Raw genomic sequence first — 17,766 nt, forward strand, 5'->3', positions numbered from 1 at the left:
CCCCCGGCCGTTGAGCCATCTGCCTCAGCCGTCGAGCCATCTGCCCCGACGCCGGCGACCCCGGCCCGCGGGGCGGCGACGCCGGCCACCCTGGCGTTCCGCGCGGCGGCCCGTGCGGCGGCCGCCCAGTCCTCGGACGGCCGCCCGTCCACGCCCCACCCGGCTGCCATCCGCCCGTCCCGCTCCGCGCCGACCGCTTCCGCCTCGAAGGACGACCGATGGACCAGCTGATCACCGGTGTGACGCACGACCCGCACGCGCTGCTCGGCGCGCACCCCGCCGAGGGGTCGACCACGATCCGCACGATGCGCCGGGGCGCGGGTGACGTGGTGCTGCTCGTCGGCGACGAGCGGCACCCCATGAAGCGGGTGCACGACCTGGGCATCTTCGAGGCGCAGGTCGAGGGGGGCGTGCTCGACTACCGGGTGGAGGTCGACGGCACGACGCACGACGACCCGTACCGCTACCCGCCCACCCTCGGCGAGCTGGACCTGCACCTCATCGGCGAGGGCCGGCACGAGCGGCTGTGGGAAGCGCTCGGCGCGCGGGTGTTCGACGAGGGAGTGGCGTTCAGCGTCTGGGCGCCCAACGCCCAGGGCGTCCGCGTGGTCGGTGACTTCACCGGCTGGGGCGCGGACGACGGCTGGCCGATGCGCTCGCTCGGCTCCAGCGGGGTGTGGGAGCTGTTCGTCCCCAACGCGCGGGTCGGCGCCCGCTACAAGTTCCGGGTGCTCGGCGCCGACGGGAAGTGGCGGGACAAGGCCGACCCCCTGGCGGCGTACGCGGAGGTGCCGCCGGCCACCGCGTCGGTGGTGCACCACTCGACGTACCGCTGGAACGACGCCGACTGGCTCGCCCGCCGGGCCGAGCGGCGGCCGCACCAGGAGCCGATGAGCGTGTACGAGGTGCACCTCGGCTCGTGGCGGCCCGGCCTGGGTTACCGCGAGCTGGCCGACCAGCTCACCGCGTACGTCACCGAGCTGGGCTTCACGCACGTGGAGTTCCTGCCCGTGATGGAGCACCCGTTCGGCGGCTCCTGGGGCTACCAGGTGACCGGCTACTACGCGCCGACGTCCCGCTTCGGCGACCCGGACGAGTTCCGCCACCTCGTCGACGCTCTGCACGCCGCCGGTATCGGCGTGATCCTGGACTGGGTGCCCGCGCACTTCCCGAAGGACGAGTGGGCCCTCGCCCGCTTCGACGGCACCCCGCTGTACGAGCACCCCGACCCCCGTCGCGGCGAGCACCCGGACTGGGGCACGTACGTCTTCGACTTCGGTCGCCGCGAGGTGCGCAACTTCCTGGTCGCCAACGCGCTCTACTGGTGCGACCAGTTCCACGTCGACGGGCTGCGTGTCGACGCGGTCGCCTCGATGCTCTACCTGGACTACTCCCGCGAGGCGGGCCAGTGGGCCCCCAACCAGTACGGCGGTCGGGAGAACCTGGAGGCCATCGCGCTCATGCAGGAGGTGAACGCGACGGTCTACAAGCACCACGCCGGCGTCGTCATGATCGCCGAGGAGTCCACCGCGTGGCCGGGGGTCACCCAGTCCACCGCCGGTGGCGGGCTGGGCTTCGGCTTCAAGTGGAACATGGGCTGGATGCACGACACCCTGCTCTACACGTCGAAGGACCCGATCTACCGCCAGCACCACCACCACCAGCTCACGTTCTCCCTGGCGTATGCCTGGAGCGAGAACTACGTGCTGCCGATCAGCCACGACGAGGTCGTGCACGGCAAGGGATCGCTGGCCGGCAAGATGCCCGGCGACACCTGGCAGCGCCTCGCGAACGTCCGGGCGCTCCTGGCGTACATGTGGGCGCACCCCGGCAAGCAACTGCTCTTCATGGGCTCCGAGCTGGCCGACGACCGGGAGTGGAGCGAGGAACGCGGTCTCGACTGGTACCTGCTGCACGACCCGGCCCGCGCCGGAGTGCAGCGGCTCGTCGGTGACCTCAACCGCGTCTACCGGGACACCCCGGCGCTGTGGGCGCAGGACACCGAACCGGCCGGGTTCCGCTGGATCGCCGGCGACGACGTCGCCAACAACACCGTCTCCTTCGTCCGGATCGCGCCGGACGGTTCGACGCTGGTGTGCGTGGCGAACTTCTCGGCACTGCCGCTGCACGACTACCGGATCGGCCTACCGGCCGGCGGTACGTGGACCGAGGTGCTCAACACCGACGCCCACCACTACGGCGGGTCGGGGGTGGGCAACCTGGGCGAGGTGCACGCCGAGGACGTGCCGTGGCACGGTCTGGTGGCGTCGGCGGCCCTCCAGGTGCCGCCGCTGGGCGTCATCTGGCTCCGCCAGGGCTGACCGCCGCTGACCGTCGCGCAGTCCCATGATCACTTGATGCTGACCAGTTGCCAGCAGGCTCCAGGAACTGGTCAGCATCAAGTGATCATCACGCTACATACTTGAACGCGCACATCGACTCCTCGGAGACCGCCCGCCGGAAGATCGGCTGAGCGGTGTCCTCGTCCAGTGTCCATGGGTGCCTGTCGGTGGGTTGGGCGAAAGTCATACAGCCGAGCGCGATCCGGCTCACCCGCAGGTCTGCCGAGCCCAACCTGGTGTAGTCCATCGATCGTCACGCCCCACCCGGGTACGGGGCGGCGGCACGGGCGGCACGCAATGCCTGCGCCCACCATTGGAGTTGTTCCAGGAGTGTCTTGGCGTAGCCGGCTGCGGCGGCGTCCAGCGGTGCACCGTCCTGCCAGGCGGTGAAGTAGTTGGGGAAGGCCAGTCCGTCGCGGATCGTGACCGCGTGCAGTTCGGTGAGCACGTTCTCGAGGTGAAGCACCGCATGCCGGCCACCGGCCGCACCGCCGTAGCTGACGAACGCCACCGGTTTGGCGGTCCACTGGGTGAAGTGCCAGTCGACGAACGCCTTCAACGACGCTGGGAAGCTGTGGTTGTACTCCGGAGTGACGATGATGAAAGCGTCGGCCTCCGACAGCCTCCTGGTGAGGTCCTTCATGCCTTCCGGACGGGGATAGTCGTCCCCGGCGAACTTCGGCGAAGCGGCCGGCAGCACCAGCGGAATGTCCACCCCGGCCAGGTCGACGAGGTCGGCGTCGAAACCGCCGTGCGCGTGAATCTGATCCGTCACCCAGGAGGCGACGACGGGCCCGAACCTTCCCTCACGGATGCTACCGACGATGACCACGAGTCTGCTCTTGTCGCTCATGCCGTCGACGATCTGTCGTTTCCGGGCGAGCAGCCAGACCGGGTGCAGGCTGGCCCCCACAGGGCCACCCTGTGTCCCGCCGACCGGGCGTGGCGGGCCGTAGGCTCCGCAGCATGGGTACGCCGCTGGGAGACTTCGTCCGGGCCAAGCGTGACAGCCTCCGCCCCGAGGAGTTGGGCCTGCCGGCACTCCTGCGACGGCGTGCTCCCGGGCTACGGCGGTCGGAGTTGGCCGCGCGGGCTGGGGTCAGCGTCGAGTACCTCACCAGAATCGAACAGGGCCGCGACCGTAACCCGTCGCGCTCGGTCGTCAACGCCCTGGCCGATGCGCTCAACCTCGACACCGCCGAACGCACGCATCTGGGCTACCTCGCCAAGATCACTGGTGGCGCGTGTGCCGGGCACGTGCGGCCGACGCCGCCCGTACGCACCGTGCGGCCAACCGTGCGCCAGATACTCACCCTTCTGGAGCCGGGCATCGCCTTCGTCACCAACCGAATCGGTGACGTGCTCGCCCACACCGACGGCTTCGGCACGGTCATGCGCGCCACCGGCCTGCTGGACACGGAAGAGCCCAACCTCACCAGGTATGTCTTCACGCATCCGCGGGCCAGGACCACCTTCGTCGACTGGGAGCAAATCGCCGACGAGCAGGTCTTCAACCTGTGGCTCGGGCCTTCGGCCGAAACGTTCGAATGGTTCACGGCCGATCTCGCAACCGTGGCCGGCGCCGAGTTCACGCGGCGGCTGCACCGCCACCTCCCTCCCGCCCGCGTCCCGCTGAGGATGACTCACCCGCGCGGGCCCCAACTGCGGTGGAATCGGGAGGTCCTTGAGCTTCCTGCCTCGGACGCCCAGCAACTCATCCTTCTGCTACCCGCTGACGACGCGACCGCCGCGGCGCTGGATCACCTACCTGAGCGCCCACACCGCACGGCCCTCCGCGCTGTCTGACGCCCGCGTGGCCCTGGCATTTTTGGCCGAGTCAGACGAGGCCGGCGTCGCGGAGCAGCTGCCACAGGCCGGCGCCGTCGGGCGCGGACAGCCACTTCTGCCCCACCGGCCCCGAGGACGGCCGTCCGGCCGGGGCGGGCAGGCTACCGGCCAGCACCGACTGCGTCGGGGACAGCCGGCGGATGGCCACCCCGGCGACGTTCTCCGGGTGGGCCGCCGCGAACTCGCGGTAGATCTCCTGGTCGTGCTGGCCGTCGTCGCCGACGAGGAGCCAGCGCACGTCGGGGAACTCCTTGGCGAGCCGCGCGAGGGTGGAACGCTTGTGCTCCATGCCACTGCGGAACCAGCGGTCGGCGGTCGGACCCCAGTCGGTGAGCAGCAGCGGCCCGGCCGGGTAGAGGTGCCGGGACAGGAACCGCGTCAACGTCGGCGCGACGTTCCACGCGCCGGTGGAGAGGTAGAAGACCGGGGCGCCGGGGTGCGCGGTGACCAGTCGCTCGTAGAGCACCGCCATGCCGGGTACGGCGGCGCGGGCGTGCTCGTCGAGAACGAAGGTGTTCCACGCGGCGAGCAGGGGTCGGGGCAGCGCCGTCACCATCACCGTGTCGTCGATGTCGGACAGGATGCCGAACTTGACCTCCGGGTCGAGGATGCGCACGGGCGCGTCGACGGGCTCGGCGTCGGGGACGCTGAGGCGTACGGTGCCCCAGCCGGGTGGCAGGTCGGCCTCGACGAGCGTGTCGACGAAGCCGCTGCGGTCGGCCCGGGCCTCGTGCCGCACCCCGCCGGCCTCGATCTGCACGGTGACGTGCTTGGCGGGCAGGGTGGTGAAGCTGCGCCAGCCGCGGACCTTCTCCAGCCGACCCCGCTGACGGGTGTCGGGCCGACCGAGCAGCACCCGGCACATCACGCGCACCCAGCCGGGGCGGCCGTAGCCGGTGTAGGCGACGATGTTCATCCGCCAGCCGGTGCGGCGCAGCCGACGCTCCACGAGCTGGTGCACGGCGTCTTCGATCCGCGCGGCCCGGTGCAGGTTCGGCACGGCCAGTTCGCCGGCGGGTGTGGGTGGCACCCGCCAACCCTGCCACACGCCGACGCCGTCGGCCACGCGAGCGGGTCCGAACCGCAGCCCGCCAGCCAGGCCGGACTGGGCCGAAGCGGCCCGACCGGCGGTCGGTCCGTGAAACACTCCGGTCGGGACGACGACGGGGGCGTGGTCGTGTCGCATCCAGAGCAGCACCGCGGGCGGTGGCGTCCGCGACTTGACCGGCCGGCGCTCGTCGCGCTGCTGTTCGGGCTGGTCGGCGTCGGGTACCGGCTGGTCCTGACGCTGTACACCGTCCCGGTGTCGAACAGCGACGAGGCGACCTTCGGGCTGGCCGCCCTGCACATCGGGCAGGGCCGGGAACACCCCGTCTTCCTCTACGGCCAGCACTACATGGGGATGCTCGAGTCGTACCTGGCGGCGCCTCTGCTTGCCGTGTTCGGTCCGAGCTGGCCGGTGCTGCGGCTGCCGATGCTGGCCCTGTACGCGATCTTCCTCTACCTCGTGTACCGGCTCACCCGCCGGCTCTACCCGCCGTGGTTCGCCGTGCTCGTGGTCGCTCTGCTGGCGCTGGGACCCGAGCGGGTGGTGCGTGACCAGCTCACGGTGGTCGGCGGCCGACCGGAGGTCAAACCGGCGGTGCTGCTGATGCTGCTGATCGTCGTGGGGCTGGCCGCCGGGTCGGTGCGCCACCGTCGGCTGGCCGTCGCGCTGTTCGGGCTGCTGGCCGGGCTGGCCGCCTGGTCGGACTGGCTGATCCTGCCGTACCTGGGTGTCGCCGTGCTGGCGCTGCTCTGGGCGGTGCGCCGGGAGCTGGTCGGCTGGTCCGGGCTGCTGCTGGTGGCGGGTTTCGTGGTCGGGATCGCGCCGATGATCGTCGACAACCTGCGCGCCGGGCCGGGTGAGGACTCGCTGACGGTGTTCCGGGAGGTCAGCACCAAGGCCGGCCCGCTGCCGCCGTGGTCGGACCGGATCCGGGGTGGCCTGTTGGAGGGGGTGCCGCTGGCGCACGGGCTCTGCCCGGTCGACGGCTGCGGCCGCTGGCAGCAGTGGTTCGGGCTGCTCTACCCGGTGCTGCTGGTGGCCGCCGCGGCGCTCGCGCTCGTCGCGTACCGCCGGGCCGTGGGCACGGCACCCGGCGGGCCCGCCGCCGGCACCCTGCGCGGCGACCGGGCCGAGGGCACGCCACGGTCCGCGCGGGTCGGGCCGGTGGTGCAGCTCGCGCTTGTCGTCGGGGCGGCGTTGACCCTGCTGTCGTACGTGCGCAGCCCGCTCGCCGCGACCAGTCCGCTGGACAACGCGCGCTACCTGTCGGTGCTGCAACTGTCGCTGCCGGCGGTGCTCTGGCCGCTCTGGGCGGCGGCCGTGGCCGGCCGGCGGGGCACGGTGGGCGTACTCGGCCGGCTGACCGGCGCGCTGGCCGCCGCCGTGCTGGCGGCGCTGACCGCGACGACGCTGGTGGTCACCGTGCTCTTCGCGGTCAGCGGCGCCGCCGCGTCGCGGACCGAGGAGCGCCAGGCCCGGGAGTTGGCCACCGCGCTGCGCGCCGACGGACCCCACGAGGTGTACGGGGACTACTGGACCTGCAACCGGCTGATCTTCAACACCGACGAGGCGGTGGTCTGCGGGGTGCTCGACGGCGACCTGTCCCCCGGGCAGAACCGCTACCGACCGTACTGGCGGCAGGTCGGGCGGGCTGCGCGGCCCGGCTACGTGGTGGAGGTCGACTCGCCGATGGACCGGCGGCTGCGCCGGCTGCTCGCCGACCGACCCGACGCCGCACCGGTCCGCGAGGTCGGTGGTTATCGCGTGTACCACCCCGACACCCCGGTGCGGCCCTGGCGCTGAGGACGGGTCGTACGCTGGCCGGGCCGCCGCCGTACGCCGTTCGAGGAGATCCGATGCTCATCCTGCTGCCGCCCTCGGAGGGCAAGGCCGACGCCGGCACCGGACGGCGGTGGACGCCGGACAAGCTCTCGCTGCCGGAGCTGAACCCGGCCCGCGAGCGGGTGCTCGACGCGCTCGTGACGCTCAGCGCGGGGCCGGACGAGGAGGCGGCGTTGGCCGCGCTCGGGCTCAGCGACGGTCAGCGTGGCGAGCTGCGCCGCAACGCCCGGCTGCGGGAGGCGGCGACCGCCCCGGCCGAGCGGCTCTACACCGGGGTGCTCTACGAGGCGCTGGAGCTGGCCACGCTGCCACCGGCGGCGCTGCGGGCGGCCCGCCGGTCGATCCTCATCAGCTCCGGCCTGTGGGGCGCGGTACGCCTCGCCGACCGGATCCCGCCGTACCGCTGCCCGATCGGCGTCCGCCTGCCGGACGTCGGGGCGCTGTCGGCGTACTGGCGGCGGGAGTTGACGCCGGTCCTGGCCGGCGCGGCCGGTCGGGGCCCGGTGCTCGACCTGCGCTCCGGCGCGTACGCGGCCACCTGGACTCCGCGCGGCGAGCTGGCCGAACGGACGGTCACCGTGCGGGTGCTGCACGAGCGGGAGGTCGACGGGGTGCCCGTCCGCTCGGTCGTGAGCCACTTCAACAAGGCGACCAAGGGACGGCTGGTACGGGATCTGCTCCTCACCGGCGCGAAGCCGCGCACCGCCCGGGAGCTGGTCGGCGCCCTGCGCGAGCTGAAGCACACCGTGGTGGAGGAACCGACCGCCGCCGGGCGGGTCCGGCAGGTGGATCTGGTGGTCACCGAGCTGTAGCGCAGCGGGAGCCGCAAGATTTGCTCAAGGCTGGGCGGGACACGTTCCGTAACGGCCGCGCAGGGGCCACGGTAGGGAGACCCAGACTCCGACAAAGGAGCCTTCAGTTGGCCCGCGATCCCGCCCTGCTCGACCGGCCCCGCCCACCGGCGACGCCGCCCCCGCTGGACTGGCTGACCCTGGGCGACGCGTTCGAGGCGTCCTGCCTGCTGCGCTGCACCGCGCCTGCGACGGGCGCCCGGTCGAGCGCCACGCCGTCTGCGCCGGCGCCGGCGCAGACGCCGGGGGTCGAGTTCAACCGGGAGGACGCCGCGCAGCGGATGCGCCAGCTGCTCGCCCGCCTCGACATTCCGGTCACCCAGGAGGTGACGGTCGGCGGACTCCGCCGCCGCTACGAGGTGCACCGGCTGTGGGTGCCGCCGGAGCACCGGGGCACGTACGGCCGGTTGATGGATGCCGGCTGGTGGCAGGGACGTCGGGAGCTGTTGGGCGGTCCCGTGCCGGGCGCCTCGCCGGCCCGCCGCAGGTGGGTGTCCCGCCTCGCGGCGGCGGCATGGCGGTCGGCGCTGCTGGCCGGCGGGCGGCACGTGCGCCGGCACATCCTCGGTGTACGGCTCACCGACCGGGAGTTGGCCGCCGTGCTGATCCGCGGCGCGGCCGTGCTCGACGTGCCGGCCGTACTCCGCCCGGGCACCGGCTGTTTCCTGGTGAGCGTGGCCGACGGGCCGGACCGGGAGCGCATCCTGCACAGCGCGTCGTTGGAGCCGGCGCGCGCCGCGGTGTCGACGCCGGGCCGCCGCCCGGTCTGCTGAGCGAGGGCCGCACCGGCGGTACTGACGGATGCGGGCTTGCGCCTGCCCGTCGGAGCGCGCACAGTGCACCGCGTGAGTCGTACCTCGTCTCCTCGGGCCGGTCGACGCCGCGCGGGGACGGCGGCGCTGGCGCTGGTCGTGGCCCTGACCGTCGCCGGCTGCCGGGACGACCCGGCCGAGCCGGTGGAGATCCGGATCGCCACCGGCAGCCCCACCGCCGTCTACTACGCGTTCGGGCAGTCCCTCGCGACCATCCTCAACCGCGAACTGCCCGGGGTACGGGCCAGCGTGGTGATCACCGCGGCCTCGGCGGAGAACGTCCGCCTGGTCGGCTCGGGGGCCGCCGAGCTGGGTTTCACCCAGGCCGACGTGCTGCCCACGAGCCCGACGCAGAGCCCCTCGGTGGACGCGGTGGCCCGGGTGTACGACGACCAACTGCACCTGGTCACGACCGACGGCGGGCCGGTCCGCACGGTCGGCGACCTGCGGGGTCGGCGGGTCTCCGTGGGCGCGGCCGGCTCCGGCACCGAGATCACCGCCACCCGGCTGCTCGAGGTGGCCCGGCTCGGGGGCGACGCGGTACGCCGGGAACGGCTCGGCCTGGACGACTCGGTGACCGCCCTGCGCTCGGGACGCATCGACGCGTTCTTCTTCTCCGGTGGTCTGCCGGTGCGGGGCATCGAGGAGCTGGCCGGGCGCAGCGCCACCCGGGTCGTCGACCTCGGCGAGTGGACGGAGCCGCTGCGCGCCCGCTACGGGCAGGTCTACGTGTCCCGGGACATCCCCCGCTCGGTGTACGGCATGAACCCGGTGACCACGGTCGCCGACCCGAACTATCTGATCGTGCGGGCCGACCTGCCGGAGCCGCTGGTCCGGGATGTGACCCGACTGCTGATGGAGCGCCGGGCCGAGCTGGGCGCGGCGCATCCGGCGGCGGGACGGATGAGCCCCCGTTCGGCGATCGCCACCGCGCCGCTGCCACTGCACCCGGGCGCCGCCGCCTGGTACCGGGCCGCCAAGCCCTGAGCTGCCGGACGGCCACGCCGTGGGCCGCCCGGGTCGCCGCAGTGGCCGAGCCGTGAACCGCCGCTAGCGCGCCGGGGTGGGCCACCGGTCGGCGGCCGGGTCCCCCTCCCCGTCCAGCGGCTCTCCCGCCGGCTCGGTGGCCGGGAACCACAGGCCGGCGACCAGCCCGCGCGGGGTGCCCGCTCGCATGGTGAGCCGCCCGTCGGAGGCGTCCACCAGCACGGCGGCGATGGTCAGGCCGAGCCCGGCCCCGTCGACGTTCTGCGCGTCCGGGGCCCGCCAGAACCGCTCGGTGGCCTGGCGGAGCTGACTCTCGGTCATACCCGGGCCGGTGTCGCGCACCTCCAACAGGACGCCGTCGTCGCGGCGCGCCACCGTCACCGTCACCGCCCCGCCGGCACCGCTGAACTTCACCGCGTTGTCGATCAGGGCGTCCAGCGCCTGGTCGACGGCGGTCGGCACGGTCCGCGCGTACGCGGGGGCATCGCTCGTGGCCAGGCGCAGCGCGACCGACCGGTGCCGGGCCAACGGCGCCCACGCGGCCACCCGGGAAGCCGCGACGGCGGCGGCGTCCACGCTGACCCGCTCGTTCTCCTCGCGTTCGGCCCGGGCCAGGGTGAGCAGCGCGTCGAGCACCAGCGCCAGCCGGTCGGTCTCCTCCAACGCCAGCCGGTGCTCGGAGCGCCCGTCCGCGTCGGTGAGGCTGGGACCCAGCTCCTCCACCCGCAGCCGCAGCGCCGTGAGCGGATTGCGCAGCTGGTGGCTGGCGTGCGCGACGAAGGCACGCTGCCGGTCCATCACGTCGGAGACCACGTCGGCCATGTGGTTGAAGCTGGTCGCGAGCCGGCGCAGCTCCGGCGGGCCGAGTCGATGCTGCACCCGGGCGCCCCGATCGCCCTCGGCGATCTCGTGGGTGACCGCGTCCAGCTCGGTGACCGGCCGCAGCACCCATCCGGCCAGGCCGAACGCGGTGAGCACGCAGGCCAGCACGACGAGCAGGCCGGCCACGGTGAGCAGCAGCCACCAGATGGTCACGGCCCGGCGGATCTCGCCGGCGGGTGTCACGATCACCACCGCGCCGAGGACCTCACCGCCGTCGTTGATGGGCACCGCCACCACCACCGGTCCGGCGGACCAGGGCCAGATCGACTCCGGCGCGCTGGCCTGCTGCCCGGACAGCGCCACGTCCAGGACCGTGGCCGTTCCGGTGGACCGCCAGCTCGCCGAGTCGACGACGATGCCCCGGTCCCGGTCGACGACCGCCGCGCCGATCCCGTACAGCTCGTCGTAGCTGCGCAGCTCCGCGCCGATCGGGCCGGGCTCGCCGCCGCGCAGCGCCGGACCGGCCAGCGAGGCGAACCGGGTGGCGTCGGCGAGCCGGTCGGCGCGTACCCGCTCGGTCTCCCGGCTGGCCAGGGTCACGGCGAGCGGGCTCTCCAGCGCGACGAGGACGAGCACCATCAGCAGCAGGTAACTGATCACCAGTCGACGGCGCACGGCGTCCCCTCACGCATCGCGCAACCGGTAGCCGACCCCACGGACGGTCTCCACCAGCCGCGCGTCGCCCAGCTTGCCGCGCAACGACCCGACGTGCACCTCGACCGTGTGCGGATCGCCCCAGGTGGTGCCCCAGGCGTCGAGCAGGATGCGGTCGCGGGGCACCGCCACCCCCGGCTGGCGGGCGAGCGACAGCAGCACGTCGAACTCCTTGCGGGTCAGCGTCACCGCGCGCCCCGCCACCGTCACCGTGCGGGCGGCCACGTCGATGCGCACCGCCCCCGCCTCGATCAGGTGCCGCTCGGGAGCGGCATTCGCGGCGCGGCGCAGCACCGCCTCGATCCGGGCCTGCAACTCCACCATCGAGAACGGCTTGACCACGTAGTCGTCCGCGCCCAGGCGCAGCCCGAGGACGCGGTCGCGCTCCTCACCCCGCGCGGTCACCGCGATGATGCCGAGCTGGCTGCTGCGCCGGCGCAGCTCCCGACACACCTCGGTGCCGTCGCCGTCGGGCAGGGTCAGATCCAGCAGCACCAGGTCGCAGGGGGCGGCGGAGAGCGCCGCGGCGACAGTGGCGGCGTGCTCGACCTGGTAGCCACGACGGGTCAGGGCGGAGGAGAGCGCGGCGGCCACCCGGCGGTCGTCCTCCACCAGCAGGATCCGCACCGTGCCCCCATCCGTCGCAGCCGTCCTGCGAATGGTGGCAGAAGGCCGCCGCGAGCGGGAGGGCCGCCTCCCGGTCGGGCCCTAGAGACCGAACGTGTCGTCGGCGACCGCGTCCCGCACGCCGTCGGTGAAGCCCCGGAAACCGGGGTCGTCGTGCCGGGCCGGCACGCTGGTCACGTTGACGCCGCTGGCCTGGGTGACGGCGTCGACCAGGGGCGGAAAGTCGATCTCGGAGTCGTCGAAGGCGTCGTCGTCCGCCTCGGCCAGGTTGATCACGTGCTGCACGTCGTCCGACGGGGTGTCCGGGTCCTCGGCCCACTCGCCGCCGGCCCGGTAGCACTCGTCGTACAGCCCGCGCTGGGTGTCGGTCCAGTCGTCGTCGTAGCTCGCCATCGTCCATCCCCTTCCGGCGGGTCCACCTGAGCATGACGGGCGGTGGCCGACGTCGGCGGCGGTACGGCCGAAACGTGGGAGACGTAGTCTGCGGAGGTGATCTACAAGCTGTTGCCGACCGTCGAGTGGGACGACGCGCGGGCCGCCGGCGCCGTCGCCGGCTCGGCCCTGGACCGCCAGGACGGTTTCATCCACCTCTCCGCCGCCGACCAGGTGGTGGAGACGGCCCGCCGGCACTTCTCCGGCGTCACCGGCCTCACCCTGCTGGGCGTGGACGAGGGCCGGCTGGCCGACGTCCTGCGCTGGGAGCCGTCGCGCGGCGGGCAGCTCTTCCCCCACCTGTACGGGCCGCTGCCGCTGAGCGCGGTCGTGACGGCACGGGCGTTGCCGGCGGACACCCCGGTCGCCGACGCGGTCGCCGCCCTGCTCGACTGAGTCACCCCTCCTCGCCGCCGACACGACCGCGCCCGGTCCGACGAGTGTCGGGCCGGGCGCGGGACGTGGTGCGCGGTCAGCGGCAGAGCCGGGTGATCTCCTCGGCGAACCGGTCCATCGGGTTGGCCTCCGCCGGCCCCAACAGGTAGGTCTTCAGGTCGCGGCGTGCCTCGGTCATCGGGTCGTCGCCGGCCCGGGTCACCGCCACGATCTTCTCCAGCTCACCGCAGTCGGCGGAGAGCAGGTACGCGGCCCGCGAGGTCGGGTACTCCCGACGGAACTCGTCCTCCGGCAGGCCGGACGGGTTTGCCACCACGTACGGCCGCTGACTCTGCACGAAGTCCGAGACCACACTGGACACGTCGCTGATCAGCAGGTCGGTCTGGTTGAAGCAGTCGAACAGCCCGGGCGTACGGCCGGTCACCACGAGATGCGCGGTGCCGTCCAGGGAGGCCGCGTTGGGGTTTCCACCGGCGGAGCGGATCGCCTCGACGATCCGGTCGTGCACCGCCTTGGCCGCCTTGGACCGCGACCCGGTCAGCGGGTGCGGCTTGTAGACCAGACGCACTCCGGGGTTGCTCGCCAGCAGGCCCTTGACGATCCGCTCACCCATCAGCACCAGGGAGGTGTGGTACGGGTCGTCGTCGAGCCAACCCTCCCAGGTGGGCGCGTAGAGCACGGTGAACGGACGGTCCACCGACTCGGCCCCGAAGGTGTGCACGCCGGCCAACTGCGGCCGGCCGATCTCCACGATGTCCGAGTCGAGCACGCCCACCCCGGCACGGGCGTACCGCTCCCGACCGGCCAGGCCCGCCACCCAGACCTCGTCGTACACCTTGCTGTAGGGGTTGACGCTGGCCTGCTTGTCGCTGTCGCCGTGCCCCACGAAGACGTGCTTCATGCCGGGCTCGCGCAGCATGTGGATGTTCGCGCCGACGTTCGCGGCGTAGAGGGCGGCGCGGACGCTGCCGAGTTCGAGGTTCATGAAGTCCACCCCGGCCGGGACGCAGAGCACCGGCAGCCGGGTGTCGGCCAGCTCGAAGAACGCCTCCCGGCTGCGCATCAGCACCACCGCGCGCTGGTTCAGCGCCTCGGTGGGAGCGAGCCACATGTTGGCCTGGTAGACGTCCTTGGCCGGGCCGGCGAAGTAGAGCGCCACCTCGGGCCGGTGGGTGTCGAGCCAGCGCTGCACGGCCGGCATCAGCGGCCCCTGGCCGGAGCCTCGACCACGCAGCCACGTCGCGGCGATGATCGCGCCCACCACCCCGGTCGCCGCCACCGTCAGAGCGGCGGCGATGAAGTACGGCGTCGGCTCGTGCCGCACGGCGGCGACCACCGCGGCCGGGACCAGCAGGAGGTTGAGCAGGGGCATCCGGTCGCCCGCGACGGCCGCCGCCCAGGCCGGCGGGCGGGGGGCCGAGCGCAGGGGGCCCAGCTCGATGTTGCGGACCAGGGCGGACTGCGGGTTACGCCGGTCGATCATGGTGGAGAGCGCGCCCGCGAAGACCGAGACGACCCACACCGCCGCCGGCAGGATCAGCAGGAGGCTCAACTCGACGCCGTCGAGCTCGACCTGGGCGGCGACCAGCAGCACGGCCGACAGGTCACGGGTCAACTGCCGGTACGAGAAGTTCAGGCCGACCTTCTCCAGCAGCACCTGCGACGGCGGGGACCAGCGGGCGGCGGCGAACTCCCCGACCACCGCCGCCAGTCCGGCGACGGCGAACAGGCCGACCCAACCGAAGACTCCTGCGACGAGCATGACCAGGTAGGCCAGCACCAGCAGCGCGCTGCGGGCGGCCACTCCGATGCGTCCTGTCAACGTGCCGAACAACGAGTTCGCTCCCTACGATTTCCGTGGTGGACGCATGCCCGTGGTGCGTCGATGACACTCCCCGTCGCGCATGACCTACCGCGCGCCCGGAGCGGCGGGCCACGGATGTGGTGATCCAGACCCCGTACGGCGGGCGGTAGTGATGACTGCGACCTTAACGCGAAGACACCCAGCGGTGTCGCTCGGGTATCGGCCGCACATTTCGGTCACCGCACCGAAACTGCCGGTGCCGCACCGTCGCGGCACCGGCCGACCCAGGGGCGGAATGCTCAGCCGACCCGCCGGAAACACGTCATCGCTCCGGGCTTGCCACGCTTCGCGAACTCCTGGTAGCCGAGCTGCGGCGCCAGGTCACGGGCGTACTGGTTGCCGTTGTAGACGCAGATGGTGCCCACGTCCAGCCGATCGAGCGCCGGGCCCAACTCCGCCGGCGTCGCGGTGGTGGCGCCGTCGGCGAAGCCGGCGAGCAGCAGCCGGTCCTTGGCGAACTGGGAGTTGAGGTCGTACTCGACGAGGTAGAAGTCACGCGGTAGGACGACCCGAACCTGGCTGGTGACGACGAGCGAGGTCCGCATGATGGTCTTCGGCGCCAGCAGCAGGCCCGCGGGCCGGTCCAACCCCTTGATCCAGAAGGCGATCGACTGGCGCTGCTGCGGCAGCTTCCAGGTGGGCCGCTCGTGCACGTCGACCCAACTCTTGGCGGACCACATCGGAGTGGCGAAGAGCGCGAACGAGGCGACCAGCAGTACCGCGATCCCAGCGGACGCCGCACGACGCAGCACCGGCGTGGGGGCCGGCACGCGAACCGTGCAGAGCAGCCCGATCAGGGTCGGCAGGGCGAGCAGCCACGGCACCCGCCACAGCACGACCGAGATTCCGCTGAGCGCGCTCAACGTCTCCAGCACACCGGGGACGAACAGTACGCTCAGCGCCAGGGTCGCGCCGGCGGTGAGCAGCGCGGGCGTGCGCCGACGGGCCAGCAGCGGGCCGCACCAGAGCGCCAGGCCGGAGAGCACGCCGACCACGCCGAACAGCAGGGTCCGCTTGTAGGTGTACGCCGCGTCGAAGAAGGCGTCGTCCGCGCCGTCGGCGGTCAGGCCGCCGAGCAGGATCCGGGACACCACCAGGGACCCGATCGGGTACGTGAGGGCCGCCACCGCCGCCACCACGGCGAGCTTCCAGCGCCCGACCAGCAGCATGGCGAAACCGGCGGCGCCGACCAGCATCGGCAGGATGATCGCGGCGGTGTTGGTGAGGCCGATGGCGGTGATCGAGAGCGCCACGATGAGCAGCAGGCTCCGCCGGGTACGCCGGTCGAACCACTCGGTCAGGTAGAGCCACATCAGCGGGATGACGGCCGAGACGAACATGCCCTTGCCCTCGTAGAGCCGGGGCAGGTGGAATGTGCCCAGCGCGGCGTCCCCACCGACGACCAGGTACAGGTACGCGACGGCGACCGTGAAGGCGAGCACCGGCCGCCGGGGTGCCCAACGGTGGGTCAGCCGCCAGAGCGCGAGCACCGCCAGCACCGCCATGATCGGCAGCATCACGTACCAGGTGGCCGAGGCCCCGTGGATCCCGAGCACGTTGGCGAGCGCGCCGTCGAACACCTCGATCGAGGGGATGGGGGGTTGCGAACCCATCGCCGGGAGGACGTTCTCGGAGAAGAGGAAGTCGTTGAGCGGAACGAGGTCCCGCTCGGCGATCCAGACCGACTTCCCGACGTAGTAGACGTCGTCCGGGGTGTTGCGGGCGAGGAAGAACGAGGAGATCCCGACCAGCACGGAGATGACCAGCGCGTACGCCGACTGCCCCGCCGTGGGCATTGGCGCGATCGAGGTGGGCGTCGGTCCGTCCAGCCAGACCCGACGCAGCAGCAGGATCCCGCCGGCCGCCGCGAGCAGCCCCGCCACCGCCGGGATCCACCAGGAGAGGGCGACGCCGGTGCCGATCACTCCGGCGCTGACCGAGGCTAGCGCTGCGGCGACGAGCACGCCGATCAGCAGCCGCCGGTCGACCGCAGGCCGCGTCCCGGTCAGCTCGATCGGCTCGACCGATCCGCTCTCCTCGCGGAGGGCGGCGGAGCGGCGTCGGGCCCGCAGCATCGCCACCACGGCCAGCAGGACGCAGGCGACCAACCAGATCCGGAAGGTCACCGACGGACGCAGATCCGCCAGGAAGGCCGCGTGGTAGAGGACGGTGAAGAGTGCGAACGCGACCACGGCCCCGTCGGTGAGCAGCGTCGGGGCGGTGGCCACCAGCGCGCGTACCCGGGTGGCGGGGCTTCGGTCGGGGCCCTGACCCGACCGGGACACCGGCTCGGAGCGCGGCGTCGGGTCGGGGTCAGTGGGCGCGACGGCGATGATGTCGACGTTGGCCACGGGCGTCCTTCTCGTCAGGCGGATCTGGGGGCGAAAGGTGGATGTCGGCTCGGTGACGGCCGGGCGTCAAGGGGGCAGCCTAGCGGAGGCGGGCGGCCCGCCAGGTCCCCGTCGTGGGTGGTGTCGCGGGCCCGGTCAGCCGGATACCGGCGTCGCCCTCGGCCGGGGTACGACGCCGGTCGCGCCGAGTCCGACGGCCACGGATTCGACCAGGTTGTCCAGGTAGCTGTCGGTGAGCGGCAGCCGGGCGATGGCGAGCCGCCAGTAGAGCGGGCCGACGATCAGGTCGACGGCGGCGTCGGGATCGGTGTCCGCGGGCAGCTCGCCGCGCTGCACGGCGCGGATGACCAGGCGGCCGCCGATCTCCTGCTGGCGGGCGCGCAGCACCTGGCGCAGGGCCTCGTCGATGGCCGGGTTCCGGGCCGCCTCGGCCAGCAGGTCGGGGATGATCTGCGACGCCAGGGGGTGACGCAGCGCGTGTGCCACGGCCTGGAACAGCAGCACGAGGTCGCCGCGCAGGGTGCCGGTGTCCAGCACCGGCAGCTTGCCGTGTGCGGCGGCCGCGACGATCTCCACCACCAGGTCGAGTTTCGAACTCCACCGGCGGTAGACCGCCGTCTTGCTGACGCCGGCCCGTCGGGCCACCGCCTCGATGGAGAGCCGGCCGTAGCCGACCGCGGCCAGCTCCTGCATGAGCGCGCGCCGGATGGCCGTGGTGATCTCGTCGCGCAGCACCGCCGCGCCGGCCGGTACGCGCCTCTTCTCGGTCGTCACCGAGGACTCTTCTCGCAGGTCACGCCCGCTAGAGTAGCGCAACGACGGTACGGTTG

Annotated in this window: 15 protein-coding genes; 7 read left to right on the plus strand and 8 right to left on the minus strand. The window is 72.9% G+C overall.

What is annotated here, in order from left to right:
- Positions 1-218 precede the first annotated feature (218 nt).
- A complete protein-coding gene (gene glgB, locus ACIA3K_RS16465) occupies positions 219-2,321 on the plus strand; it encodes a 1,4-alpha-glucan branching protein GlgB (RefSeq protein ID WP_396801888.1) in 2,103 nt (700 codons plus the stop codon).
- 274 nt (positions 2,322-2,595) lie between these two features.
- Here the strand turns inward: glgB and ACIA3K_RS16470 are convergent, their stop codons facing one another.
- Positions 2,596-3,255: an NADPH-dependent FMN reductase gene (locus ACIA3K_RS16470; protein WP_396801890.1), complete on the minus strand. Its 660-nt coding sequence runs from the start codon at positions 3,253-3,255 to the stop codon at positions 2,596-2,598.
- A 53-nt stretch (positions 3,256-3,308) separates the two neighbouring features.
- On the opposite strand from ACIA3K_RS16470, the gene ACIA3K_RS16475 reads away from it, so the two are divergent.
- Entirely contained in the window at positions 3,309-4,148 is an 840-nt protein-coding gene (locus tag ACIA3K_RS16475; protein ID WP_396801891.1) for a helix-turn-helix domain-containing protein, read from the plus strand.
- Between the two features lie 31 nt (positions 4,149-4,179).
- Here ACIA3K_RS16475 and ACIA3K_RS16480 read toward each other — a convergent pair whose 3' ends face one another.
- Complete coding sequence (locus tag ACIA3K_RS16480; RefSeq protein WP_396801893.1) at positions 4,180-5,220, minus strand: App1 family protein; 1,041 nt, start codon at positions 5,218-5,220, stop codon at positions 4,180-4,182.
- 147 nt (positions 5,221-5,367) lie between these two features.
- Between ACIA3K_RS16480 and ACIA3K_RS16485 the strand changes: the two genes are divergently transcribed.
- The 4 genes from ACIA3K_RS16485 to ACIA3K_RS16500 all read left to right on the plus strand — a co-directional run bounded on the left by ACIA3K_RS16485 (position 5,368) and on the right by ACIA3K_RS16500 (position 9,730).
- Positions 5,368-7,041 carry an ArnT family glycosyltransferase gene (locus ACIA3K_RS16485; protein ID WP_396801894.1) on the plus strand — a complete coding sequence of 558 codons (1,674 nt, stop codon included), beginning with the start codon at positions 5,368-5,370 and terminating at the stop codon, positions 7,039-7,041.
- A 53-nt stretch (positions 7,042-7,094) separates the two neighbouring features.
- The gene (yaaA, locus tag ACIA3K_RS16490; protein WP_396801896.1) at positions 7,095-7,892 is read left to right on the plus strand and encodes a peroxide stress protein YaaA; all 798 of its coding nucleotides are present in this window, start codon (positions 7,095-7,097) and stop codon (positions 7,890-7,892) included.
- A 107-nt stretch (positions 7,893-7,999) separates the two neighbouring features.
- On the plus strand, positions 8,000-8,704 hold the full coding sequence (locus tag ACIA3K_RS16495; RefSeq protein ID WP_396801898.1) for a hypothetical protein: 705 nt from the start codon (positions 8,000-8,002) through the stop codon (positions 8,702-8,704).
- A gap of 63 nt (positions 8,705-8,767) precedes the next feature.
- The gene (locus ACIA3K_RS16500; RefSeq protein WP_396801900.1) at positions 8,768-9,730 is read left to right on the plus strand and encodes a TAXI family TRAP transporter solute-binding subunit; all 963 of its coding nucleotides are present in this window, start codon (positions 8,768-8,770) and stop codon (positions 9,728-9,730) included.
- A gap of 63 nt (positions 9,731-9,793) precedes the next feature.
- Here the strand turns inward: ACIA3K_RS16500 and ACIA3K_RS16505 are convergent, their stop codons facing one another.
- The 3 genes from ACIA3K_RS16505 to ACIA3K_RS16515 all read right to left on the minus strand — a co-directional run bounded on the left by ACIA3K_RS16505 (position 9,794) and on the right by ACIA3K_RS16515 (position 12,286).
- Positions 9,794-11,227: a sensor histidine kinase gene (locus ACIA3K_RS16505; protein ID WP_396801901.1), complete on the minus strand. Its 1,434-nt coding sequence runs from the start codon at positions 11,225-11,227 to the stop codon at positions 9,794-9,796.
- A 9-nt stretch (positions 11,228-11,236) separates the two neighbouring features.
- Positions 11,237-11,893 carry a response regulator transcription factor gene (locus ACIA3K_RS16510; protein WP_355050323.1) on the minus strand — a complete coding sequence of 219 codons (657 nt, stop codon included), beginning with the start codon at positions 11,891-11,893 and terminating at the stop codon, positions 11,237-11,239.
- Between the two features lie 81 nt (positions 11,894-11,974).
- Positions 11,975-12,286, minus strand: a complete 312-nt coding sequence (locus ACIA3K_RS16515; protein WP_396801902.1) for a hypothetical protein — start codon at positions 12,284-12,286, stop codon at positions 11,975-11,977.
- A gap of 96 nt (positions 12,287-12,382) precedes the next feature.
- Here ACIA3K_RS16515 and ACIA3K_RS16520 point away from each other — a divergent pair, with 96 nt between their 5' ends.
- The gene (locus tag ACIA3K_RS16520) at positions 12,383-12,721 is read left to right on the plus strand and encodes a DUF952 domain-containing protein (protein WP_396801904.1); all 339 of its coding nucleotides are present in this window, start codon (positions 12,383-12,385) and stop codon (positions 12,719-12,721) included.
- 76 nt (positions 12,722-12,797) lie between these two features.
- Here ACIA3K_RS16520 and ACIA3K_RS16525 read toward each other — a convergent pair whose 3' ends face one another.
- The 3 genes from ACIA3K_RS16525 to ACIA3K_RS16535 all read right to left on the minus strand — a co-directional run bounded on the left by ACIA3K_RS16525 (position 12,798) and on the right by ACIA3K_RS16535 (position 17,671).
- Entirely contained in the window at positions 12,798-14,555 is a 1,758-nt protein-coding gene (locus tag ACIA3K_RS16525) for a CDP-glycerol glycerophosphotransferase family protein (protein ID WP_396801906.1), read from the minus strand.
- 269 nt (positions 14,556-14,824) lie between these two features.
- The gene (locus ACIA3K_RS16530; protein WP_396801907.1) at positions 14,825-16,936 is read right to left on the minus strand and encodes a DUF6077 domain-containing protein; all 2,112 of its coding nucleotides are present in this window, start codon (positions 16,934-16,936) and stop codon (positions 14,825-14,827) included.
- Positions 16,937-17,071: 135 nt separating this feature from the next.
- Positions 17,072-17,671 (minus strand): TetR/AcrR family transcriptional regulator, encoded by a 600-nt coding sequence (locus ACIA3K_RS16535; protein ID WP_396802145.1) that lies wholly within the window; start codon positions 17,669-17,671, stop codon positions 17,072-17,074.
- Positions 17,672-17,766: the final 95 nt, after the last annotated feature.

The organism is Micromonospora sp. NPDC051543, assembly GCF_044454415.1.
GTDB lineage: Bacteria > Actinomycetota > Actinomycetes > Mycobacteriales > Micromonosporaceae > Micromonospora.